This window comes from Streptomyces sp. SAI-170 (assembly GCF_049739565.1).
GTDB lineage: Bacteria > Actinomycetota > Actinomycetes > Streptomycetales > Streptomycetaceae > Streptomyces.
In genome coordinates, this window is the sequence record NZ_JBMGQD010000001.1 from 4,733,572 (window position 1) to 4,753,573 (window position 20,002).

A 20,002-nucleotide genomic window follows, 5' to 3' on the forward strand; every position below is an offset into this window, starting at 1 on the left:
GGTGACGCAGAGTGGACAGGGCGAGGAGCCCTCGGCGCGGCCCGCGCGCGAAGGCGTCGTGCTGCCCTCCGACGGCGGTGCGCCGTTGGTGCCGGGCGGCCCGGCCGCCGCGCCGCCCGGCGGCCAGGCGTGGGGCACGCCCTGGGGGCCGGAGGCCGCGCAGCACGACCCCGCGTCCGGTCAGCAGTGGCCGACCCCGCCCGACCAGCAGCAGTGGGGCTCCCCGGACCAGTCCGGCTGGTCCGCCGCGCCCGCCCCCGGGCCGGCCCCTTCGGCCGGCCCGCTGCCGCCCGAGACGCCGCCGGGCGCCCAGCCGCCGTACGGCACGCAGGGCGGCGGATACGGCGGCCAGGGCGCGTACGGCGCTCCGCAGGGCGGCGGTCAGGGGCCGTACGGCGGTGGCGCTCAGGGGTCGTACGGGGCTCCTCAGGGTGCGCCGGGCACGCATGGCGGTGGGCAGGGCGCGTACGGCGCGGCTCCGCTGCCGCCCGCCGTCGACGAGGCCACCCGTTACATACCCCCGGTGGCGGCCGCTCCCGCGCCCGACGCGCACGCGGACGCCACCCAGTACCTGCCGCCCGTGGCACCCGGCGCGCCCGCCGCGCCCGCCGCGGAGGACGGCGCGACGCAGTACCTGCGGCCCGTGAACCCGGGCGCCCTGCCGCCCGAGATGCCGGGCGGCACCTACGGCGGCCCCGGAGCCGCACCTCAGGGTTCCTACGGCGGCCCGCAGGGCGCCCCCTCCGGGGCGTACGGCGGGCCGGGGGCCGAGACGCCCGCCGAGATGACGACGTATCTGGGCCGGGCCCAGCAGGCGGGGCCCGCGGCCGGCGGGTCCGACGCCGACGCCACGCAGTACATCCCGCCCGTGCCCGCGGCCGGCGGTGACCGGCAGGAGCCGCCCGCCGAGTTCGCGGGCCTGTTCCGCAGCGAGCCGGGCGAGGGCGGGGCCACGCAGCAGATGCCGCGCATGCAGGCGCCGCAGGGCGGCTACGCCCCGCAGCCGTCGTACGACCACGCCGGCGGTCCGGGCGGTCCCGGGCACGGGAGCGCGTACCCGGGCGACGGCGGGCGGCGGGACGGCCGGGACGACGGCGGGCGCGGTGGCCGCACCGGTTCGCGGGTGGCGGTCATCGCGGCGGTCGGAATCGGCATCGCGGTGCTGGGCATCGGCGCGGGCGCGCTGATGGGCAGCGGCGGCGGTGACGAGGACGACTCCAAGAACGTCGCCGCGTCGGCCCCGGCGACCGCGCAGTCCACCGAGTCCTCCCCGTCGGCCTCCCCGAGCGAGGACCCGGCGAAGGCGCAGGCCGAGGAACTGGACAAGCTGCTGGCGGACAGCGGTACCAGCCGCCAGTCGGTGATCAGCGCGGTCGGCAACGTGAAGTCGTGCAGCAACCTCGGCCAGGCGGCCAAGGACCTGCGGGCCGCGGCCGAGCAGCGCAACGGCCTGGTGACCCGCCTGGAGGCCCTCTCCGTCGACCAGCTGCCCGCGCACGGTGAGCTGACCACCGCCCTGACCAACGCCTGGAAGGCGTCCGCGTCGGCCGACAACCACTACGCGGCGTGGGCGGACCAGGTGGCCGGCAACAAGAAGAAGTTCTGCAAGGGCGGCCAGGCCCGCGCCACTGGGCAGGCCCAGGAGGGCAACAAGGCCAGCGGCACCGCCACCACGGAGAAGAACAAGGCCGCCGGGCTGTGGAACGCCATCGCCCGCAAGTACGGCCTGACCGAGCGGCAGCCGACCCAGCTGTGAGGCGCGCGGGGCGCGGTCGTCGTCAGACGTCCGCGCCCTGGAGCGCCTTCGTCATGTCGAGGAAGCCCTTGCGGGCCGAGACCAGCCGGCCCTCGCGGACCACCTGAAGGGTCACGTCCGTGTTGACCAGGCGGGGGAAGCCGATGGAGGCGAGCCGGTCCTGGAACTTCCAGCGCAGGGTCGGCGTGAGCCCGCCGGTGTCGATCTCCATGCCGTCGTCGAGGGTGCGGCGCACGGTGTCCGGGGACACCTCGCCGCCGCCGATCCTGTCGAGCGCGGCCTTCAGGACGGTGTAGGCGATCCACGTGGTCTGCACACCGGCGTCCGCCGGGTCGATCCGGGTGTCGGTGAAGGCCTGTTCGCGGATCACCTTCTTCATGCCGTCCCAGCGCGGGTCGGTCTCCACCGGGTACCAGCCGGTGATGAACGACCCCTCGTACGGCCCCGACCTGCCGCCGGAGGCGTCGATGACGGTCTGGTCGACGCTGCCGAGGACCGTGCCGGTGCGCACGTCGGGGTACTCCTCGCGGGCGCGCCGGAAGGAGTCCATGAAGGTGCCGGTGCGGTCGCCGAGAGCGGAGACCACACAGCCCGTGTGCTCCGGGTCGCGGGTCGCGCCGCTGAGCGCGGACCGGGTCTGGGTGGAGAACTCGGTGGCGTCCTCCGCGGCCCGTACGTCGTCGGCCTGCGTGTGTCCGCGTGCCTTCAGGCCGGCGTTGAGCATGACGGGGAGTTCGTCGCCGGCGATGGTGTCGGGCCGCACCAGGGAGACGGGGCCGCAGTCGTCGGCGAGTTCCTGGCCGAGGCCGGCGAGGAGGGCGGGCTGGCCGCCGTTGACGGGGTAGGACAGGGGGGAGGTGAACTCGTCGTCGGTGATGCCGTAGCCGCCGATGAAGGGGATGCCGGCGCTCTCCAGGATGGGGAAGAAGGAGTTGGCGTACTGGCTGTAGGAGCCGACGACAGCGACGGCGTTCTCCTTCACCGCGCGCCGCGCGCACTTGGCGGCGGACACGGAGTCGTTGCGCTCGTTGCAGGTGGCCACGTGCAGCTTGCGTCCGTCGATGCCGCCGTGGGAGTTGACCCAGCGGGCATAAGCGCGGGCGAAAGCGGGCATTCCGGGCTTGTTGGTGAGGTTGGTGTCCTGGGGAGCCCAGGTCATCACGGTGATCGGGCCATCCCCGTCGCCCCCCGAGACGCCGGGGATGAGCCCGCACCCTGCGGCGAGCGACGCGCACGCCACCAGGACACCCGCATGGCGGATGCCCGCTCTGACGGGCCTGGTGAGCGCGGGGAGGAAGGTGCTGCGGTCATGTCGCCTGCCGGTCATGTCCACGCACGATTCCGCCACATCCCTAACCCTGGAGTGTCCATCGGGCAACAGCGGGTGACATCGAGGTGAATTGCGGGGGACCGGTCCGGACCGTGAGACGGGGAACGTACGATCGATGACCGTGCAAGGTTCGGAGAACTCTTCCCGTCGCGGCCGTCGCTCCTCCACCATGGGCGGCATGCCGCTCAACGACATGCCGTGGTGGCGCTGGCGCAGCAACGTGCGCTCCGCGCTGCACATGCTCTCCGACCCCGTCTTCCAACGCGACGTCTGGCTGGCCGGCGTCGACGGTTACGGAGACGTCACCGACGCCGTGTACCGGCTGGTGGAGGACACCTGGCTGGACAACTGGTCCGCCGAGAAGTACGTCGGCACGATCTTCCGCGACTCGCAGGAGGCCGCGCTCGTCGACACCGCCGTGCTGCGGGTGCTGCGGATCATGCACCAGGTCGGCCCGGACGCGCCGGTCTCCTCCTACATGGAGCACCCGGCCTGGCCGGAGGCCGTCCAGGCCGCGCGCGACGCCCACGTACGGATGGCGACCAGCGACGGCGAGGACCCGGACACGCCGCCGCGCACGCTGGAAGTACTGCGGATTCTGACCCGGTCCGCCTAGCGGAACGATTGGGGGCCGTGCTGCCGCGTGTGGGACCCTTTCCTGCATGAACGAACAGCCCACCCGAGCCGCGGCCCCGGCCGAGCAGTACATCCTCACCCTGTCCTGCCCCGACAAGCAGGGCATCGTGCACGCCGTGTCGAGCTACCTGTTCATGACCGGCTGCAACATCGAGGACAGCCAGCAGTTCGGCGACCACGACACGGGTCTGTTCTTCATGCGCGTCCACTTCTCGGCCGAGCCGCCGGTGACCGTGGACAAGCTGCGCGCGAGCTTCGCGGCGATCGGTGACTCCTTCCACATGGACTGGCAGATCCACCGGGCCGACCAGAAGATGCGGGTCCTGCTGATGGTCAGCAAGTTCGGGCACTGCCTGAACGACCTGCTGTTCCGCGCGCGCACCGGGGCGCTGCCCGTCGAGATCGCGGGCGTGGTGTCCAACCACACCGACTTCGCCGAGCTGGTGGGCTCGTACGGCGTTCCCTTCCACCACATCCCCGTGACGAAGGACACCAAGGCCGAGGCGGAGGCGCGGCTGCTGGAGGTCGTCCGCGAGGAGGGTGTGGAGCTGGTCGTTCTGGCCCGCTACATGCAGGTCCTCTCCGACGACCTGTGCAAGCAGCTCAGCGGGCGGATCATCAACATCCACCACTCCTTCCTGCCGAGCTTCAAGGGCGCCAAGCCGTATCACCAGGCGCACGCGCGCGGTGTGAAGCTCATCGGTGCGACGGCCCATTACGTCACGGCCGACCTCGACGAGGGGCCGATCATCGAGCAGGAGGTCGAGCGGGTGTCCCACGACGTCACCCCCGACCAGCTCGTCGCCATCGGCCGCGATGTGGAGTGCCAGGCGCTCGCGCGGGCGGTGAAGTGGCATGCCGAGCGGAGGATTCTGCTGAACGGCCGCCGGACTGTGGTGTTCGCCTAGCAGCTCGGGAGCTTCTGTCGTCGGGCGGCTGCGGGTGATTCGTGGTTTCTCGCGCAGTTCCCCGCGCCCCTCAAGGGGCGCGGGGAACTGCGCGATCAGCCACACACGGCCCGCGGCCGCCGACGAAACGGCACCCGCCCCTACAAACGGCTCAGCGACGCCGCAGCGTAGAGCACGTCTCTGATCGCCTCCCGGTCACCGACCTGCCCCACCGCCGCATCCTCCGGCGCGAGCCGCCCGGCGGCGAGGTGGCAGAACTCCACGTCGTCCAGCGCGACATGAGCCACCTCGTGCGCGGCGGAGCCCACCGCCGCGGGGGAGTCGAGCGGGATCAGCCACTCGCCGCCACCCGTGCCCTCGATCTCCAGGCGGAGGGTGCGGCCGGGCTCACCTGCGGGGACCAGATGCCGCTCGGGCCCCGGCGAGGCGAGCCCCGCGCGGCGGCGGTCGGCGAGCGCGGTCGGAAGCGTACGGGCGGCCAGGTCGATCATGGCGTTGAGGTGGCGGCCGGAGGGCGCCTCGTACGGGTAGTCGACGGCCTCGGCGATGTCCTCCGCATGCACCCAGCACTCGAAGGCGCGGTCGATCATCGCGTCGTGCAGCGGCAGCCCGAAGTCGCCGTAGGAGACGGCGAGTCCGCCCGCCGTGCCGCCGGTGAAGGACACCGTGCGCACGATGGCGTGGCTCTGCTCCCGCCAGGGCGCCCGCACCGTGCGGGTGAGCGGGAAGTGCGAGGCCCGCCAGTACGTCTCGGTGCGCCCGTCGGGCGTGCCCGGGCCTGAGAGCTCCGCGGCGTCGCCGAGGGGGTCGGCGAGGCCGAGCGCGAGGGCGACCAGGCCGTCGACGGCCAGCAGGTGCGCGATGACTCCGGCGACGGTCGTGCGGCGGCTGGAGGTGTCCCGGTCGGCGAACCAGCGCAGCCGCACGGGCGCGTGCCACTCCGCCTTGCCGAAGTCTTGGAGCAGGGCGTCGAGGCGCGCGGTCTCGGCGTCGTAGGCGGTGGCCCAGGAGGGCACGGGGATGCGCGGCGGGCGCCGCTCCAGGCAGCTCGCCAGGACGCGGGTGCGCAGGGCGGGGTCGAGGTCGAGGCTCTCGGGCCGCTGGAGCAGCCCGACCGCCTCACGCAGCCGCAGTGCCTCCTCGGCGCAGGTGCCGCAGCTGCCGAGGTGGTCCTCGACGGCCGTGGTCTCCTCCGGTGAGCAGGCGGCCAGCGCCCAGGCGCCGAGCAGCGCCTTCAGCACCTTGTGCTCCAGGACGAGCGGCGCCGTCTCCAGAGGGTCGGGCAGGTCCGGCAAGGGCATGCCGGTGTCCTCGACGGAGGCGCGGGGGAGCGGTATCCGCGGCGACGGTCCGGGTTTGGGCGCGTCGTCGGGGCCGGGGCCACTGCCGTCGGAGTCGGAGTCGGAGTCGGAGTCGGAGTCGGAGTCGGAGTCGGAGTCGGAGTCGTCGGAGTCGGAGCCCGAGCCGGAGTCGGAGTCGGATTCGGAGCCCGAGCCCGAGCCGGGTTCTGAGCCCGGGCTCGAGTCGGTCGCGTCGGTGTCGGTCGCGTCCGTGTCGCCGGTGTCTCCGGAAGCGGACGAGGCGCCCGAGTGGGGCGACTCCGGGTGCGGGCGCGGGTGCTCCGGGAAGATGTCCTCCTGCCGCTCCTTGTCGTCGTCGGGTCCCTCCGCGAACGGGTTCAGCTCGCTCACGCCGCACCTCCGTACCCCGGCGGGGCGCCGGGGGAGCCGGCGTCGTGGGCGGTGGCGAGGAGCTGCAGCCCGAGGCGCAGGCGACGGCGGGCCTCGTCCTCGGTGACGCCGAGGTCGGCGGCGGCCTGGCGGTAGTCGCGGCGCTGGAAGTAGGCCAGCTCCAGGGCGGCACGCAGGGGTGCGGGCATGGCCTGGACGATGTAGTCGGCGCGGGCGGCCACGGAGGCGTGGCGGACCTTGCGCTCCAGCTCCTCGGTGGTGCCGGCGCCGCCGCCCTGCTCCAGCGCGGCGGTCTCGGTGGCACGCAGCCGCTGCACGGCCAGGCGGTGGGTCAGCGTGGCCACCCAGGAGCGCAGCGGCCCCTGCCGGGGGTCGTAGCTGTCGGGGTGCTCCCACACGTGCGCGAACACCTCGCGGGTGAGGGTGTCGGCGGCGCGCTCGTCACCGAGGACGGTGTGGGCGAGGCCGTGCACGAGCGAGGCGAAGCGGTCGTAGAACTCGCCGAGGGCCGCCGCCTCGCCGCGGGCGAGGCGCTGCTGCATCTTGCGGTCCCAGCGGGGTGGTGCGTCCTTCGTCGCCATACGGCCCCCTCCCCCTGTTCGTGTCCGTCAGTGACAAGCGTGCGTCCACCGTGTTCTCGAATGTAGTCGGCACCTCTGACAACGCACGCTCCTTTGTGGCAATGTGCGCCCCCGAGGACCCTCCGGTGATAGGGGACCTTTGGGCTGACTCGATCGAACAGGATCGAAGGCGATTGAAACAAGCCTCTTCTGTTCGGTTTTCGTTTCCCGCGCGGTGTTTCAGGGAACGGCGGCTGGGCAGCCGCGCTGAAAGGAAGCGTAGGAACTGCTTCCGTTTCCGGGCGGATCCGGGAAGTTCCGGCGAGCGAAGGGCACGGTGGTGACGTTCAATGTGACCGATGACGAGCGCGGTGACTGGGCCGTGCTCCAAGTGACGGGCGAGCTGGACCTGGTGACTTCGCCGGTTCTGCGCCAACGGGTCCACGACATGGTGGCCGAGGGCCGCCACAGCCTCGTCGTCGACCTCTCCGACGTAGTCTTCTGCGACTCCAGCGGTGTCGGTGTGCTCATCGCCACCCGCCGTCTGCTGCGCTCCTGCCAGGGCCGGCTGCGGCTGATCCTGCCCGCCGAGGGCGCTCCCGACGGCTCCCACGTCAACCGCGTCATCGGCGCCCTGGGTGTACGCCGCCTGTTCGACGTGCACCCCGACCTCGCCTCGGCCGCCGCCGAGGAAGCCCTCCCCGATCTCGCCCCGGCGGCCGTGGAGGAGGAACGCCCGCTGTCGGCGTGACGAGGCGCACCCGGGCACACCTGGGCGCCGCGTGCCACACCTGGGCGCCCTGTGCCACACCGTTGTCCCGGAATTCCCCCGGTCTTGGCACAACCGTCGCTTTCCCGCTCCCACGGGCCGCCCGGCGTCGTACGCTCCGTGCCGGAAACACCCCGACGTGACGTGAGGCGGCCCGAGAAGACATGGTCAGCAGCGAGTACGAGCGCAGGATCGCGGCCAGGTTCGCCGGCTTCGACCAGGACGGCAACGGCTACATCGAGCGAGAGGACTTCTGCGGCGCGGCCAAGGCGCTGCTCGCGGAGTTCGGCACCCCGGCCCGCTCCGACAAGGGGCAGGCGCTGTACGCGGGCGCGGAGGCGTTCTGGCAGGGCATGGCGGGGATGGCGGACCGCGACGGCGATCAGCGCATCAGCCGGGAGGAGTTCGTGAACGGCGCGGTCAAGCGGCTGCGCGACAACCCCGAACGGTTCGCGGAGATCGCCCGCCCCTTCCTGCACGCGGCCCTGGACGTCGCGGACACCGACGGGGACGGCGCGGCCACGGTCGCCGACACCGCGCGCGTGCTCACCCTTCTCGGGGTCACCGAGGACATCGCGCGCACGGCCGCCGCCGCACTCGACACCGACGGTGACGGCAAGGTCGGCGAGGCCGAGCTCGTGCCCGCCTTCGCCCGCTACTTCACCGTGCCTGAGTAACGCTCCCTGAGCTTGTACTTGAGCACCTTCCGCAAGGTCTCGCCCCGCGGAAGGGCGTCCACCACCTCCAGCCGCTCCGGCAGCTTGTGCACCGACAGCCCTTCCGCGCGCAGATACGCCGTCACGGCGTCCAGGGTCAGCTCCGGGGCGCCGCCGGGCTGTTCCACGACCGCGCAGACCAATTCCCCGCGCTCTTCGTCCGGCAGCCCGATCACCGCGACGTCGCCGACCGCCGGATGCGCGGCCATGAGGTCCTCGATCTCCTTGGCGGAGATGTTCTCGCCCTTGCGGATGATCACGTCCTTCAGGCGCCCGGTCAGCACCAGATGGCCGGTCGCGGTCAGCCGCCCCAGGTCTCCGGTGCGCAGGAACCCCTCCTCGTCGAAGGCCTCCGCGGTCTGCACCGGGTCGAGGTAGCCGCGGCACACCGCCTCCCCGCGCAGCCGGACCTCGCCGTCCACGATCCGTATCTGCATGCCCTTCGGCGGCCGGCCCTCGGTGGTGGCGAGGTGGTCGGGGGTGTCGTCCGGGTCGCCCATGGTGATCATCGGCACCTCGGTCATGCCGTAGCCGTGGGTGAGCGTCACGCCCATCTCCCGGGTCACCGCGTGGTACAGCTCCGGCGGCTTGGGCGCCCCGCCGCCCGCGAGCAGCCGCAGCGTCGGGATGAGCTTCACACCGGGCTGCTTGCGCTGCTCGGTGAGGAACATCGAGTAGAACGCCGTCGACCCGCCCGCGATCGACACCCCGTGCCTGCGGTACTCGTCCAGCGCGTCGGGGAGCGCGAACTGCTCGAACAGCAGCGCCGGGAAGCCGTACAGCAGCAGCATCACCATGTAGTCGGGGCCGCCGATATGGGCGTACGGGAAGGCGATCGAGCCGACGTCCCCTGTTTGTGGCCGCAGCGCGTGGGCGAGGCAGGAGCCGCCCGCGATCAGTGAACGGTCCGTGTGCAGGACGCCCTTGGGGGCGGAGGTCGTGCCGGACGTCCAGTAGATCCAGCGCACGGAGGTGCCCTCGGCGGGCGGGGGCGGCAGCACGGCCGGGTCGCCGTCCGGGAGGTCGTCGTACGCCTCGAAGACGCCCTTCGCGCCGAGCCGCCGGGCCATCTCGGTATGGTCGAAGCCGCGCCAGGTGCCCGGCACCGCGAAGAACTCCGCCTTGGACTCGCGCAGGGCGAAGCCGACCTCGCGGTCGCGGTGGAAGGGGATCAGGGGCGTCTGTACGGCACCGAGGCGGGCCAGCGCGAAGGAGAGGATCACCGTCTCCACGCGCGTGGGCAGCTGCCAGGCGACGACCGTGCCGGGGCGTACGCCTCTGTCGTACAGGCCGGCCGCCGTCCGCTCGGCACGCGCGCGTAGAGCGCCGAAAGTGAGCGCGCGGTCCCCCTGGAGGAGAGCGGGGAGTTCCGGGGTCAGCCGGGCGCGGCGGTCGAGCAGGTCCCACAGGGTGCGGGCGGAACTCAGCGAGTGCGCGGTGTCGTTCACGTCGGGCCCCCTCCTTGGCTGACGACTCGTCAGCTGTCATGCTATCTGACGGAGCATCAGATAAGTATCGTCCGGCGGAGGGGACCCATGACGACGGAACTGCCCCGGATCATCAGCGTCGACGACCATGTCATCGAGCCGGCGCACCTCTTCGAGACATGGCTGCCCGCCAGGTACCGCGAGCGCGGGCCACAGCCCCTGACCGCCGGGATCGGCGAACTCGCCTACGTCGGCGGCAAGTACCAGATCACGATGGACCCCGAAGGCCAGCCCACCGACTGGTGGATCTACGAGGACCTGAAGTTCCCGTACAAGCGCAACATCGCCGCCGTCGGCTTCGACCGGGACGAGATGACCCTGGAGGGCATCACGCGCGCGCAGATGCGGCGGGGCTGCTGGGACCCGAAGGCGCGCCTGGAGGACATGGACCTCAACCATGTCGAGGCCTCGCTCTGCTTCCCGACCTTCCCCCGCTTCTGCGGCCAGACCTTCGCCGAGGCCCACGACAAAGAGGTCGCCCACGCGTGCGTGCGCGCCTACAACGACTGGATGGTCGAGGAGTGGTGCGGCGACAGCGGCGGCCGGCTCGTCCCGCTGTGCCTGATCCCCCTGTGGGACATCGACCTCGCGGTCGCCGAGATCCGCCGCAACGCCGCGCGCGGGGTGCGCGCGGTGACCTTCTCCGAGATCCCCACCCACCTGGGGCTGCCGTCCATCCACTCGGGCCACTGGGACCCGTTCTTCGCGGCGTGCGAGGAGACCGGCACGGTCGTCAACATGCACATCGGGTCGTCGTCGCAGATGCCGGCCGCGTCCCCCGACGCACCGCCCGCCGTGCAGGCCTCGCTGTCCTTCAACAACGCCATGGCCTCGATGATGGACTTCCTCTTCAGCGGCGTACTGGTCCGCTTCCCGCGGCTCACACTCGCCTACTCGGAAGGCCAGATGGGCTGGATACCGTACGCCCTGGAGCGCGCGGACGACGTCTGGGAGGAGCACCGCGCGTGGGGCGGGGTGCGCGATCTGATCCCCGAGCCGCCGTCGACGTACTACTACCGGCAGATCTTCTGCTGCTTCTTCCGCGACAAACACGGTGTGGCGTCACTCGATGCGGTGGGCCGCGACAACGCCACCTTCGAGACGGACTACCCGCACGTCGACTCCACCTTCCCGCACACCAAGGAGGTCGCCCTCGACCATGTGAAGGGCCTGGACGACGAGACGGTGTACAAGCTGATGCGGGGCAACGCCATCCGCATGCTCGGCCTGGACCTCGACCGCTGATGGACCTGTCGTACACGCCCGAGGAGGACGCCTTCCGGGCCCGGCTGCGGGAGTGGCTCGCCAAGGTGCTGCCCACCCTGCCGCCGAAGCCGCCGCCCGCCGACTGGCCGGCGCGCCGGGCGTACGACCTCGGCTGGCAGCGGATGCTGTACGACGCCGGGTATGCGGACGTGCACTGGGACGCCTCGCCCACCCGGCGGCTGATCTTCCTGGAGGAGACCGAGAAGGCCGGGGCGCCCTATGTGGGGGCCTGTTTCGTCGGGCTGCTGCACGCCGGGCCGACCATCGCCGCCGAGGGCACCCCCGAGCAGCGCGAGCGCTGGCTGGCGCCGATCCTGCGCGGTGAGGAGGTGTGGTGCCAGGGCTTCAGCGAGCCCGGCGCGGGCTCCGACCTCGCTTCCCTGCGCACGCGCGCGTGGCGCGACAAGGACACCTATGTGGTGAGCGGGTCGAAGATCTGGACCTCGCACGCCGAAGTCGCCGACTGGTGCGAGCTGCTGGTGCGGACCGACCCCACCGCGGGGAAACACCGCGGCATCACCTGGCTCGCCCTGCCCATGGACGCCGAGGGGATCACCGTACGGCCGCTGCGGACGCTCGCCGGGTCCGAGGAGTTCGCCGAGGTCTTCCTGGACGAGGTGCGGGTGCCGGTCGCCAACCGGGTCGGGGCCGAGAACGACGGCTGGCGCGTGACCCTGGTGACCCTGTCCTTCGAGCGCGGCACGGCCTTCGCCGGCGAGGTCGTCGCCTGCCGCCGCGTCCTCGGTGAACTCGCCCGCGAGGCCCGCCGCAACGGCCGCTGGGACGACCCGGCGCTACGGCGCCGGCTCGGCAGGCTCGACGCCGAGTTCCGGGCGCTGTGGCGGCTCACCCAGTGGAACGTCAGCGCGGCGGAGGCCTCGGGGGGAGTGCCCGGCGCAGCGGGTTCGGTTTTCAAACTGAGGTATTCGCAGGCGCGCCAGACCCTCTACGACGCCGCCGCGGACGTCCTCGGCGCCGACAGCCTCGACCTCGACCGGCCCTGGATGCTCGACCGGTTGTCGTCGCTGTCGTACACCATCGCGGCCGGGACGTCGGAGATCCAGCGGACCATCGTCGCCGAGCGGATCCTGGGACTGCCGAGGGGGCGCGCATGAGGTTCCGCCTGACGGACGACCAACGGGCCCTGCGCGAGGGCGTACGCGGGCTGCTCGCCCGGCGGTTCGGGCCGCAGGAGCTGCGCGCCGCCGTCGTACGAGGCGGGCGTCTGGACCGGGCTCTGTGGCGGGAGTTGGGCGAGGCGGGCTTTTTCGCCCTGCGGCTGCTCGAGACGGAGGGCGGCGTCGGACTGGGGCTGCCCGAAGCGGTGTTGGCGTTCGAGGAGGCCGGGCGATCCCTGCTGCCGGGGCCGTTGATCGCCACCCACCTCGCGGCGGGCACCGTGCCGGGCGCGGCGACTGGGGAGGCCGTCGTCGCGCGCGTCGACGGGGGGCTCGTGGAGTGGCTGTCGGAGGCGGACGTCGTACGGGGTGAGGTGGGCGGCGCTGCCGAGCTGCGGTCGGTGGATCCGCTGACGCCGCTGCACCGGGTGCCGCCCGCGTCGGGCGGGACCGACCCCGAGGCCGTGCTCCTCACGGCGGCCGAGCAGCTCGGCTCCGCCGGGCGGACGTGCGACCTTGCGGTGCAACACGCGCGCGTGCGGGAACAGTTCGGTCGGCCCATCGGGTCGTTCCAGGCCGTGCAGCATCTGTGCGCCGAACTGCTGGTGCGGCTGGAGACGGCCCGCGCGGCGGTCTACGCGGCCGCGGTGACCGCCGACCCCGTCGACATCGCCGCGGCCCGGCTGCTGGCCGACGAAGCCGCCGTACGGGGCGCGCGGGACTGCCTTCAGGTGCACGGCGGGATGGGCTTCACCTGGGAGTCGGAGGTGCATCTGCACCTCAAGCGCGCGTGGGTACGGAGCCGTCGTGCGGGCGGCGGCACGGAGGGCGAGGAGCTGCTGGCGTGCGGACTGGCGGCCGGGCAGGAGTGAAGGGCGGCCGGCCCGCGGTGGAGGAGCGGCGGGCGGCTCGGATGTCGCGGAATGTGGCGCACCGGAATCACGGAGCGTTGATATCGGGTTGTGTCCTCGGCGGGACTCGTCACGTCCCGGAGTCGGTGTCGCGCTCCGGTACCTTGTGTGAGATGCGAGTGGTTCCGAGGACGAGCCATGCCGGAGCTGCCCCTGAGGCGGCCCCGGACCGGGCGGTGCGCGCCGTGGTTCGCGGGGCGGGAGTGCGAGAAGCAGCCGCCTGTTCGACCCCCTGTGGTGAGCGTCGCACAGTATGCCGCACGGGTACTCCTTCGCGCTGGAATATGCCCGAAGCGCTTGTTGGGGTGACTGAACGTCAACCAAGCTGTTCTGCAAGGGATTCACGTTCCGTGACCCTTGCTCTGGCCGTTGTTCTGGTCATGCAGAAAATGGCTACGATCGTGGCCCTCGTGAGGCGCGAGCCTTGGTGTCCGCCGGTTCGGATGGTGTGAGCGGTGCAGGTGCTTCAAGTGCAGCTGGAGGTCCGGCCCGACCCCGCGGAGGTGGGGAGAGCCCGGAGATGGGCCCGTGCGCGACTCGCCGGGGCGGGGGTGGAGGCCGACGAGCCGCTGGCCGAGACGTTGATCCTGCTCGTGTCCGAACTGGTCACCAACGCCGTCGTGCACACCGGTCGGCCGGCCGTGCTGCGCCTGGCCCTGCCACCCGCCTCCGGGTGCGCGCCGGTGCGCGTGGAGGTCACCGACACCAGTGAGCGCGCCCCTGTGCCGCGCTGCGCAGACGGCGAGGAGACGGGCGGCCGGGGCCTCGCCCTCGTCGACGGTCTCGCCGACCGCTGGGGCTGGAGCCCCGACGGCGCCGGCAAGCGCATCTGGTGCGAGCTGGACCGCTGTTCCGGGCCGCGTGCCGCGACCGTCGCCTACAGCGGCAGCATGCCGGCGTACGAAGGGCTGGCCTACGAGGCGGTCTGACCGTCCGTGCCCCTGCCGTGGTCCGTGATGCGCCTGGATGTGCTTCTGTGCGCTCCGGTCGCAAATGGTGCTTAAGTAATAATTCCCCGTACAGGTGTTGACGTCTCGTGTCCGTTTGATCACGCTTGTGTTCAGCGATTCGCCGCGAGGGGACGGCGAGGGTTTCGGTGACGGGAGCCCTCGGCGAGTGTGGGTCGTGATTCGGCGTCGATTCCCCTGTGGCCTGCGGCCAGGGGGTGGGGCGGGTGCGCCGAAGCCGGTCGGCGGCGCGCGATGCCGTGCTCGGGGCGGGTGTCTGCGCGCCGCCAGCCGGAGGGGGGCGGTCCCTAGGGGGAGGTGGGGGCGGGCTCTTAGGGGGTGGGTGGGCCCCCGGTTCAGAGAACGGCTACGGGGGCCACGGGAGTTCCGGTCGCGCCGACGAACGGCTCCGGCATCGCCGACAGCAGGAAGCTGTAGCGTCCCTCTTCTCCACAGGCTGTGGACAACTTTTCGAGATTCCAGTTCTGGCCCTGGAGCATGCCCATCTCCACCAGGTGCAGCGCGTGCACCGGCAGCCAGAGGTCCTCGATCTCGGGCGGGAAGACCTCGAACGTGAGGGTGTCGTCGGCGACCGCCGCGACATCGCGCGCGTGGAACCACTCCGGGGTGCGCACCGACAGGCCCGGCGAGGGATACGCGTAGGCGTGCCGGTCCCCGGCGAGCAGCAGCCGCATCTGGCCGGTGCGCACCAGCACCACGTCACCGGCACGCACACGCGTGCCCGCGAACTCCTCGGCCGCCTCCAGGTCCTCCGGAGTGACGGCGTGGCCGCCGTCGAGCCGTTCCACGCCACGCGCGCGTGCCACGTCCAGCAGCACCCCGCGCGAGACGACGTGCTCCGCCTTGTCGATGCCCGCGAACGCGGCGCCCGCGTGTGCGGTGACGGTGTCCGCGGGGCGGCCGTTGTAGAGCCGGCCCGAGTGCGAGACATGGGTGAGGGCGTCCCAATGGGTGCCCGCCTGCAGCCCCATGGTCACCACGTCGTCGCTGCACGCCACCGTGCCCGGCCCGAACAGCTCCTGGTTGACCTGCACCATCGCGTGCAGCGGATCGACCCGGCCCGGGATCATGCCGGTCTGCACCCCGTCCTGGCGCAGCGGCACCGCGAGCGGGACACGGCGGCCCGTCCGCACCGAGGCCGCGGCCTCGCGCACCACCTCGTCGGTGATGAGGTTGAGGGTGCCCCGCTCGTCGTCCGGCCCCCAGCGGCCCCAGTTGTTGACGCGCTTGGCGATCTCGTGGAACTCGGCCGGCAGTGCCATCCGTGCCTCCCCGGGGCTTGTCCTGGCCCGTCCGTCGGGACTTAGAATCTAACGGACCGTCAGAAACTGCGGGAAGGGGCCGGGCGTGGGGAACTTCTTGACCGGCAAGGTCGTTGCAGTGACCGGGGCCGGGCGGGGCATCGGCCGCGCGGTGGCACTGGCGGCGGCCGCCGAGGGCGCGCGGGTCGTCGTCAACGACTACGGGGTCTCCGTCGACGGAGCCTCACCCACCAGCGAGATCGCCGACGCCGTCGTGAAGGAGATCGAAGCCGCGGGCGGCCGGGCCGTCGCGGTCGCCGACGACATCTCCACCATGGCGGGCGGACAGCGCGTCGTCGACACCGCGCTGGCGTCGTACGGCCGCCTCGACGCGGCGGTGTGCGTCGCCGGGATCCTGCGCGAGCGCATGCTGTTCAACATGACCGAGGACGAGTGGGACCCGGTCCTCGCCACCCACCTCAAAGGCACCTTCACCGTGTTCCGGGCCGCCTCCGCGGTCATGCGCGCACAGCGCTCCGGCACGCTCATCGGGTTCACCAGCGGCAACCACCAGGGTTCCGTCTCGCAGGCCAACTACAGCGCCGCCAAGGGCGGGGTCATCTCCCTGGTGCGCAGCGCCGCACTCGGCCTGCACAAGTACGGCGTGACCGCCAACGCGGTCGCGCCCGTGGCCCGTACGCGGATGTCGGCGAAGGTGCCGACGGAGCTGACGGAGATCGGGTCGCCGGAGGACGTGGCCGCGTTCGTGGTGTACCTGGCGTCCGAGCGGGCCCGGGAGATCACCGGGCAGGTGTACACGGTCGCGGGGCCGAAGATCGCGGTGTGGGCCCAGCCTCGGGAGTTGCGTTCGGCCTTCTCCGAGGGGGGGTGGACGCCCGAGCGGATCGCGGACGCGCTGCCGGGGTCCGTCGGGGTCGATCCGATGCCGATGCTGCAGCGGGTGGCTGCGATGTCGCGTGCCGCGGCGCGGGGAGATCGGCCCAATGCCTGAGAGCTAGGGGGCTGCTCTTCGCCGGCGGCTTTCCGTGCGCTGTGGCTTGTCGCGCAGTTCCCCCCGCCCCTTTTGGCAGCACTGATGTCGAGGAGGCTTTGTGCACTTCGGATTCGCTCCTGAGGACGAGGCGTTTCGAGTCGAAGCCCGTGACTGGCTCGCGGCCCATGCCGGAACCGGGCTGGATCGTCGTACGTGGGAACGCACGCTCGGCAAGGCCGGGTGGATCGGGATCGGCTGGGCGGAGGGCGGGTACGGGAACCGGACTGCCACGCTCACCCAGCAGGTCGTCTGGGCCGAGGAGTACGCGCGAGCGGCGGTGCCCGCGCGGTCCGGGCACATCGGCGAGAAGTTGCTCGCGCCCACGCTCATCGCCCATGGCAGCGAGGAGCAGAAGAGCCGGTTCCTGCCGCCCATCGCCGCGGGGGAGGAACTGTGGTGCCAGGGGTACAGCGAACCCGGCGCGGGCTCGGACCTGGCCGGGGTGCAGACCCGGGCCGTACGCGCGGGGGACGGGACGTACCGGATCAGCGGGCAGAAGATCTGGACCTCGCTCGCCCATGAGGCCGACTGGTGCTTCGTCCTCGCGCGCACCGACCCCGAGGCGCGGCGCCACCACGGACTGAGCCTGCTGCTGGTCCCCATGGACCAGCCCGGCCGTATCGAGGTACGGCCCATCCGCCAGGCCACCGGGACCAGCGACTTCAACGAGGTGTTCTTCGACGGCGCCCACGCGCGCGTGGAGCATGTCCTCGGCGGCGAGGGCGCCGGCTGGCGGGTGGCCATGAGCCTGCTCGGCTTCGAACGCGGCGTCTCCACCCTCGCCCAGCAGGTCGGCTTCGCCGAGGAGTTGGGGCGGGTGGTGCGGACCGCCGTGGAGACCGGCGCCGCCGACGATCCCGTCGTACGCGATCGTCTCGTACGGCAATGGGCGGAGCTGCGCGTCATGCGGTGGCACGCCCTGCGGACCCTGGGAGGAACCCGCAGTCCCAGTGTTGCCAAGCTGCTGTGGGGCGGCTGGCATCAGCGGCTCGGGGAACTGGCCGTGCTGGTGCGGGGCGCGTCCGCGGGGGCCGGGCCGGCCGCGTGGTCGGCGACGGCGCCGTACGAACTGGACGCCGATCAGCATCTGTTCTTGTTCTCCCGCGCCGACACGATCTACGGCGGCTCGGACCAGATCCAGCGCACGATCATCGCCGAGCGCGTGCTCGGCCTGCCCAGGGAACCCAGGGACTAGGGAGTGGCCGCGATGCGTGGTGTGGTCTTCGACGGGAAGCGGACCGAGGTCGTGGACGACCTGGAGATACGGGACCCGGGGCCCGGTGAGGTGCTGGTGGCCGTGTCGGCGGCGGGGCTGTGCCACAGCGACCTGTCCGTCCTCGACGGCACGATCCCGTTCCCCGTGCCCGTGGTGCTCGGGCACGAGGGCGCCGGGGTGGTGGAGCGGGTCGGCGCCGGCGTCACCCATGTCGCGCCCGGCGACCACGTGGCGCTGTCCACGCTCGCCAACTGCGGCACCTGCGCGCAGTGCGACCGCGGCCGGCCGACGATGTGCCGCCAGGCCATCGGACGCCCCGGACGGCCCTTCACGCGCGCGGGCAGGCCGCTGTTCCAGTTCGCCGCCAACTCCGCCTTCGCGGAACGGACCGTGGTGAAGGCAGTGCAGGCCGTCCGGCTGCCCGACGACATCCCGATGCCGTCCGCCGCGCTCATCGGCTGTGCCGTCCTCACCGGGGTAGGGGCCGTACTGAACCGGGCCCGCGTCGAGGCCGGGGACCGGGTCGTCGTCATCGGCGCGGGCGGCATCGGCCTCAACGTCGTCCAGGGCGCGCGGCTCGCGGGTGCCTCGCGGATCGTCGCCGTCGACGCCAACTCGGAGAAGGAGGAGGCCGCGCGGCTGTTCGGCGCGACCGACTTCCTCGTCTCGGCCGACGACGTGTCCGAGGTGCTGCCCACCGGCGCCGACCACGTCTTCGAGTGCGTCGGGCGCGTCGATCTGATCCGGCGGGCCGTGGACCTGCTGGACCGGCACGGACAGGCGGTGCTCCTCGGCGTGCCGCCCGCCACCGCCGAGGCGTCCTTCCTCGTCTCCTCCCTCTACCTCGACAAATCCGTCCTCGGCTGCCGCTACGGGTCGTCCCGGCCGCAGCGCGACATCGCCCGGTATGCCGAGCTGTACCGGGGCGGCCGGCTGATGCTGGACGAGCTGGTGACCCGGACGTATCCGGTGGAGGACTTCGAGAAGGCGGCGGAGGACGCGGGGGCGGGGCGGGTGGCTCGGGCGGTGTTGGTGTTCTGAGGGGGGTGGTCGCTGTTCCGCGGTGAGGAGTGCGGTGGCTGCCGGGCTGCGTGTGGGGCTGGGGCGGTTGCTGGGTTGTGTGTAGGGCTGGGGGTGTTGCTGGGCCGAAGTCGCCTGGCTTGCCGGCCCGTTGTCCGTGGACGGCTGAGAGTTATCCACAGGCCGGGAATATTGCGTGGGGCGTTGTCGGTGCCGACGCCTACCGTCGTCCCATGAGCTACCGCCAACTCGCCACCCGTCAGGTCCTGATCTGGTCCGTCACGGCCGTCGGCTCGCGCATGCCGGTCGCCATGGCGCCCCTGGCCCTGGTCTTCCTGGTCCGCGAGCGCCCCGGCGGCTACTCCCTGGGTGCCGCCCTCGCCGCGGTCTACGTCATCGGCGAGATCATCGGTGCCCCGCTGCTCGGCCTGCGGCTGCGCCCCGAGCGGGCCCGCCGGCAGCTCACGGCCGGTCTGGCGGTGGGAGCGGCCGGCTTCGCGGGGCTCGGCGCGTTTCCCGGGGCGCACCCGGTGGTCCTCGGGGCGTTCGCGCTGCTCGCGGGAGGTGCTCCGGCGGCTGCCGCGGGCGGGCTGCGTGCCCTGCTCACCGAGCTGGTTCCCAAGGACGCGGCACCGCAGGCGCTGTCCGCCGAGTCGACGCTGATGTCGGGCGTGTGGGCCGTCTCCCCGGCCGCCGTGACGGGTCTCGCGCTCGGTGCCGCCCCGGCACTCCCGCTCCTGCTCGCCGCCGGGCTGATGGCCGCGTCCACCGCGGGCCTGCGGCTGCTGCCGGCCGGCTGGGAGGCGGGCGGTGAGGAGGCGGAGGGCGGTCCGTCCGCGCTGCGGGTGCTGACCGGCGCCTGGCCCGTGTATGTGACGGGCGCGGCCAGCATCTGCCTGCTCGCCCTGGCCGAACTGGTCCTGCCCGCGCTGCTCGAACAGCGCGGGATCGGCGTCGGCTGGTCCGGCCCGATGCTCGCCGGGCTGGCGATCGGGGCGGCGGTGGGCGCGTTCGTCTACGGGTTGCGCTCCTGGCCCGGGCTGCTGCGCACCCGCAGCGTGGTGCTGATGTGCGGGGTGTCGGCCGCGGTGACGCTGATCGCGCTGATACCCGCGGCGGGCTGGATCGCGGCCGGACTGGTCGTGGGCGGCGCGCTGCAGGCCGGCGCGCTCGTGACCCGCAACCTGGCTCTGCGCGACGCCCTGCCCGCGGGAGCGCTGGCCGCCGGCTACTCGGTCATGTACGCCGCTGCGGGTGCCGGATACGCCATGACCGGCGCCCTCGCCGGTGGCCTCCTGCACATCACCGAGCCCTCCACCGCCATCCTGGCGGGCGTTGCCCTCACCCTCGCGCTG

The 20,002-nt window shown here is 72.5% G+C and carries 17 protein-coding genes; 12 read left to right on the forward strand and 5 right to left on the reverse strand.

The genetic code is table 11. The annotated features are described in order from the left end of the window. The first annotated feature begins 1 nt into the window (after position 1). Positions 2 to 1,756, forward strand: coding sequence for a hypothetical protein (locus tag RKD23_RS21235; protein WP_424855091.1), 1,755 nt, complete (start codon positions 2 to 4; stop codon positions 1,754 to 1,756). 22 nt (positions 1,757 to 1,778) lie between these two features. Here the strand turns inward: RKD23_RS21235 and RKD23_RS21240 are convergent, their stop codons facing one another. Further along, positions 1,779 to 3,083, reverse strand: coding sequence for an ABC transporter substrate-binding protein (locus RKD23_RS21240; RefSeq protein ID WP_424855092.1), 1,305 nt, complete (start codon positions 3,081 to 3,083; stop codon positions 1,779 to 1,781). 118 nt (positions 3,084 to 3,201) lie between these two features. On the opposite strand from RKD23_RS21240, the gene RKD23_RS21245 reads away from it, so the two are divergent. Further along, positions 3,202 to 3,702 carry an SCO4402 family protein gene (locus RKD23_RS21245; RefSeq protein ID WP_404041870.1) on the forward strand — a complete coding sequence of 167 codons (501 nt, stop codon included), beginning with the start codon at positions 3,202 to 3,204 and terminating at the stop codon, positions 3,700 to 3,702. A 46-nt stretch (positions 3,703 to 3,748) separates the two neighbouring features. Continuing rightward, positions 3,749 to 4,630 (forward strand): formyltetrahydrofolate deformylase, encoded by an 882-nt coding sequence (gene purU / locus RKD23_RS21250; protein WP_424855093.1) that lies wholly within the window; start codon positions 3,749 to 3,751, stop codon positions 4,628 to 4,630. A gap of 140 nt (positions 4,631 to 4,770) precedes the next feature. Here purU and RKD23_RS21255 read toward each other — a convergent pair whose 3' ends face one another. Further along, positions 4,771 to 6,321 (reverse strand): zf-HC2 domain-containing protein, encoded by a 1,551-nt coding sequence (locus tag RKD23_RS21255; protein ID WP_424855094.1) that lies wholly within the window; start codon positions 6,319 to 6,321, stop codon positions 4,771 to 4,773. Continuing rightward, the gene (locus RKD23_RS21260; RefSeq protein WP_404041872.1) at positions 6,318 to 6,902 is read right to left on the reverse strand and encodes a sigma-70 family RNA polymerase sigma factor; all 585 of its coding nucleotides are present in this window, start codon (positions 6,900 to 6,902) and stop codon (positions 6,318 to 6,320) included. The genes RKD23_RS21255 and RKD23_RS21260 overlap by 4 nt, the downstream gene beginning before the upstream one ends. Positions 6,903 to 7,218: 316 nt before the next feature. Between RKD23_RS21260 and RKD23_RS21265 the strand changes: the two genes are divergently transcribed. Beyond that, positions 7,219 to 7,632 (forward strand): STAS domain-containing protein, encoded by a 414-nt coding sequence (locus RKD23_RS21265; RefSeq protein ID WP_404041873.1) that lies wholly within the window; start codon positions 7,219 to 7,221, stop codon positions 7,630 to 7,632. Positions 7,633 to 7,814: 182 nt separating this feature from the next. Continuing rightward, entirely contained in the window at positions 7,815 to 8,327 is a 513-nt protein-coding gene (locus RKD23_RS21270) for an EF-hand domain-containing protein (RefSeq protein WP_424855095.1), read from the forward strand. On the opposite strand, the gene RKD23_RS21275 is transcribed toward RKD23_RS21270, so the two are convergent. Then, a complete protein-coding gene (locus RKD23_RS21275) occupies positions 8,306 to 9,814 on the reverse strand; it encodes a class I adenylate-forming enzyme family protein (RefSeq protein WP_424855096.1) in 1,509 nt (502 codons plus the stop codon). The genes RKD23_RS21270 and RKD23_RS21275 overlap by 22 nt on opposite strands. Before the next feature lie 87 nt (positions 9,815 to 9,901). Between RKD23_RS21275 and RKD23_RS21280 the strand changes: the two genes are divergently transcribed. From RKD23_RS21280 to RKD23_RS21295, 4 genes are all read left to right on the forward strand, one after another. Then, positions 9,902 to 11,098 (forward strand): amidohydrolase family protein, encoded by a 1,197-nt coding sequence (locus tag RKD23_RS21280; protein ID WP_424855097.1) that lies wholly within the window; start codon positions 9,902 to 9,904, stop codon positions 11,096 to 11,098. Continuing rightward, the gene (locus tag RKD23_RS21285; RefSeq protein ID WP_424855098.1) at positions 11,098 to 12,234 is read left to right on the forward strand and encodes an acyl-CoA dehydrogenase family protein; all 1,137 of its coding nucleotides are present in this window, start codon (positions 11,098 to 11,100) and stop codon (positions 12,232 to 12,234) included. Before RKD23_RS21280 ends, RKD23_RS21285 begins: the two co-directional genes overlap by 1 nt. After that, on the forward strand, positions 12,231 to 13,109 hold the full coding sequence (locus tag RKD23_RS21290; RefSeq protein ID WP_424855099.1) for an acyl-CoA dehydrogenase family protein: 879 nt from the start codon (positions 12,231 to 12,233) through the stop codon (positions 13,107 to 13,109). The genes RKD23_RS21285 and RKD23_RS21290 overlap by 4 nt, the downstream gene beginning before the upstream one ends. Before the next feature lie 509 nt (positions 13,110 to 13,618). Beyond that, positions 13,619 to 14,077, forward strand: a complete 459-nt coding sequence (locus RKD23_RS21295; RefSeq protein ID WP_404042160.1) for an ATP-binding protein — start codon at positions 13,619 to 13,621, stop codon at positions 14,075 to 14,077. Positions 14,078 to 14,451: 374 nt separating this feature from the next. Here RKD23_RS21295 and RKD23_RS21300 read toward each other — a convergent pair whose 3' ends face one another. Continuing rightward, positions 14,452 to 15,378, reverse strand: a complete 927-nt coding sequence (locus tag RKD23_RS21300; protein WP_424855100.1) for a cyclase family protein — start codon at positions 15,376 to 15,378, stop codon at positions 14,452 to 14,454. 85 nt (positions 15,379 to 15,463) lie between these two features. On the opposite strand from RKD23_RS21300, the gene RKD23_RS21305 reads away from it, so the two are divergent. From RKD23_RS21305 to RKD23_RS21315, 3 genes are all read left to right on the forward strand, one after another. Beyond that, a complete protein-coding gene (locus RKD23_RS21305; protein WP_424855101.1) occupies positions 15,464 to 16,369 on the forward strand; it encodes an SDR family oxidoreductase in 906 nt (301 codons plus the stop codon). 100 nt (positions 16,370 to 16,469) lie between these two features. Beyond that, positions 16,470 to 17,606 (forward strand): acyl-CoA dehydrogenase family protein, encoded by a 1,137-nt coding sequence (locus RKD23_RS21310; protein ID WP_424855102.1) that lies wholly within the window; start codon positions 16,470 to 16,472, stop codon positions 17,604 to 17,606. Between the two features lie 12 nt (positions 17,607 to 17,618). After that, positions 17,619 to 18,668 carry a Zn-dependent alcohol dehydrogenase gene (locus RKD23_RS21315; protein ID WP_424855103.1) on the forward strand — a complete coding sequence of 350 codons (1,050 nt, stop codon included), beginning with the start codon at positions 17,619 to 17,621 and terminating at the stop codon, positions 18,666 to 18,668. Positions 18,669 to 20,002 lie beyond the last annotated feature (1,334 nt).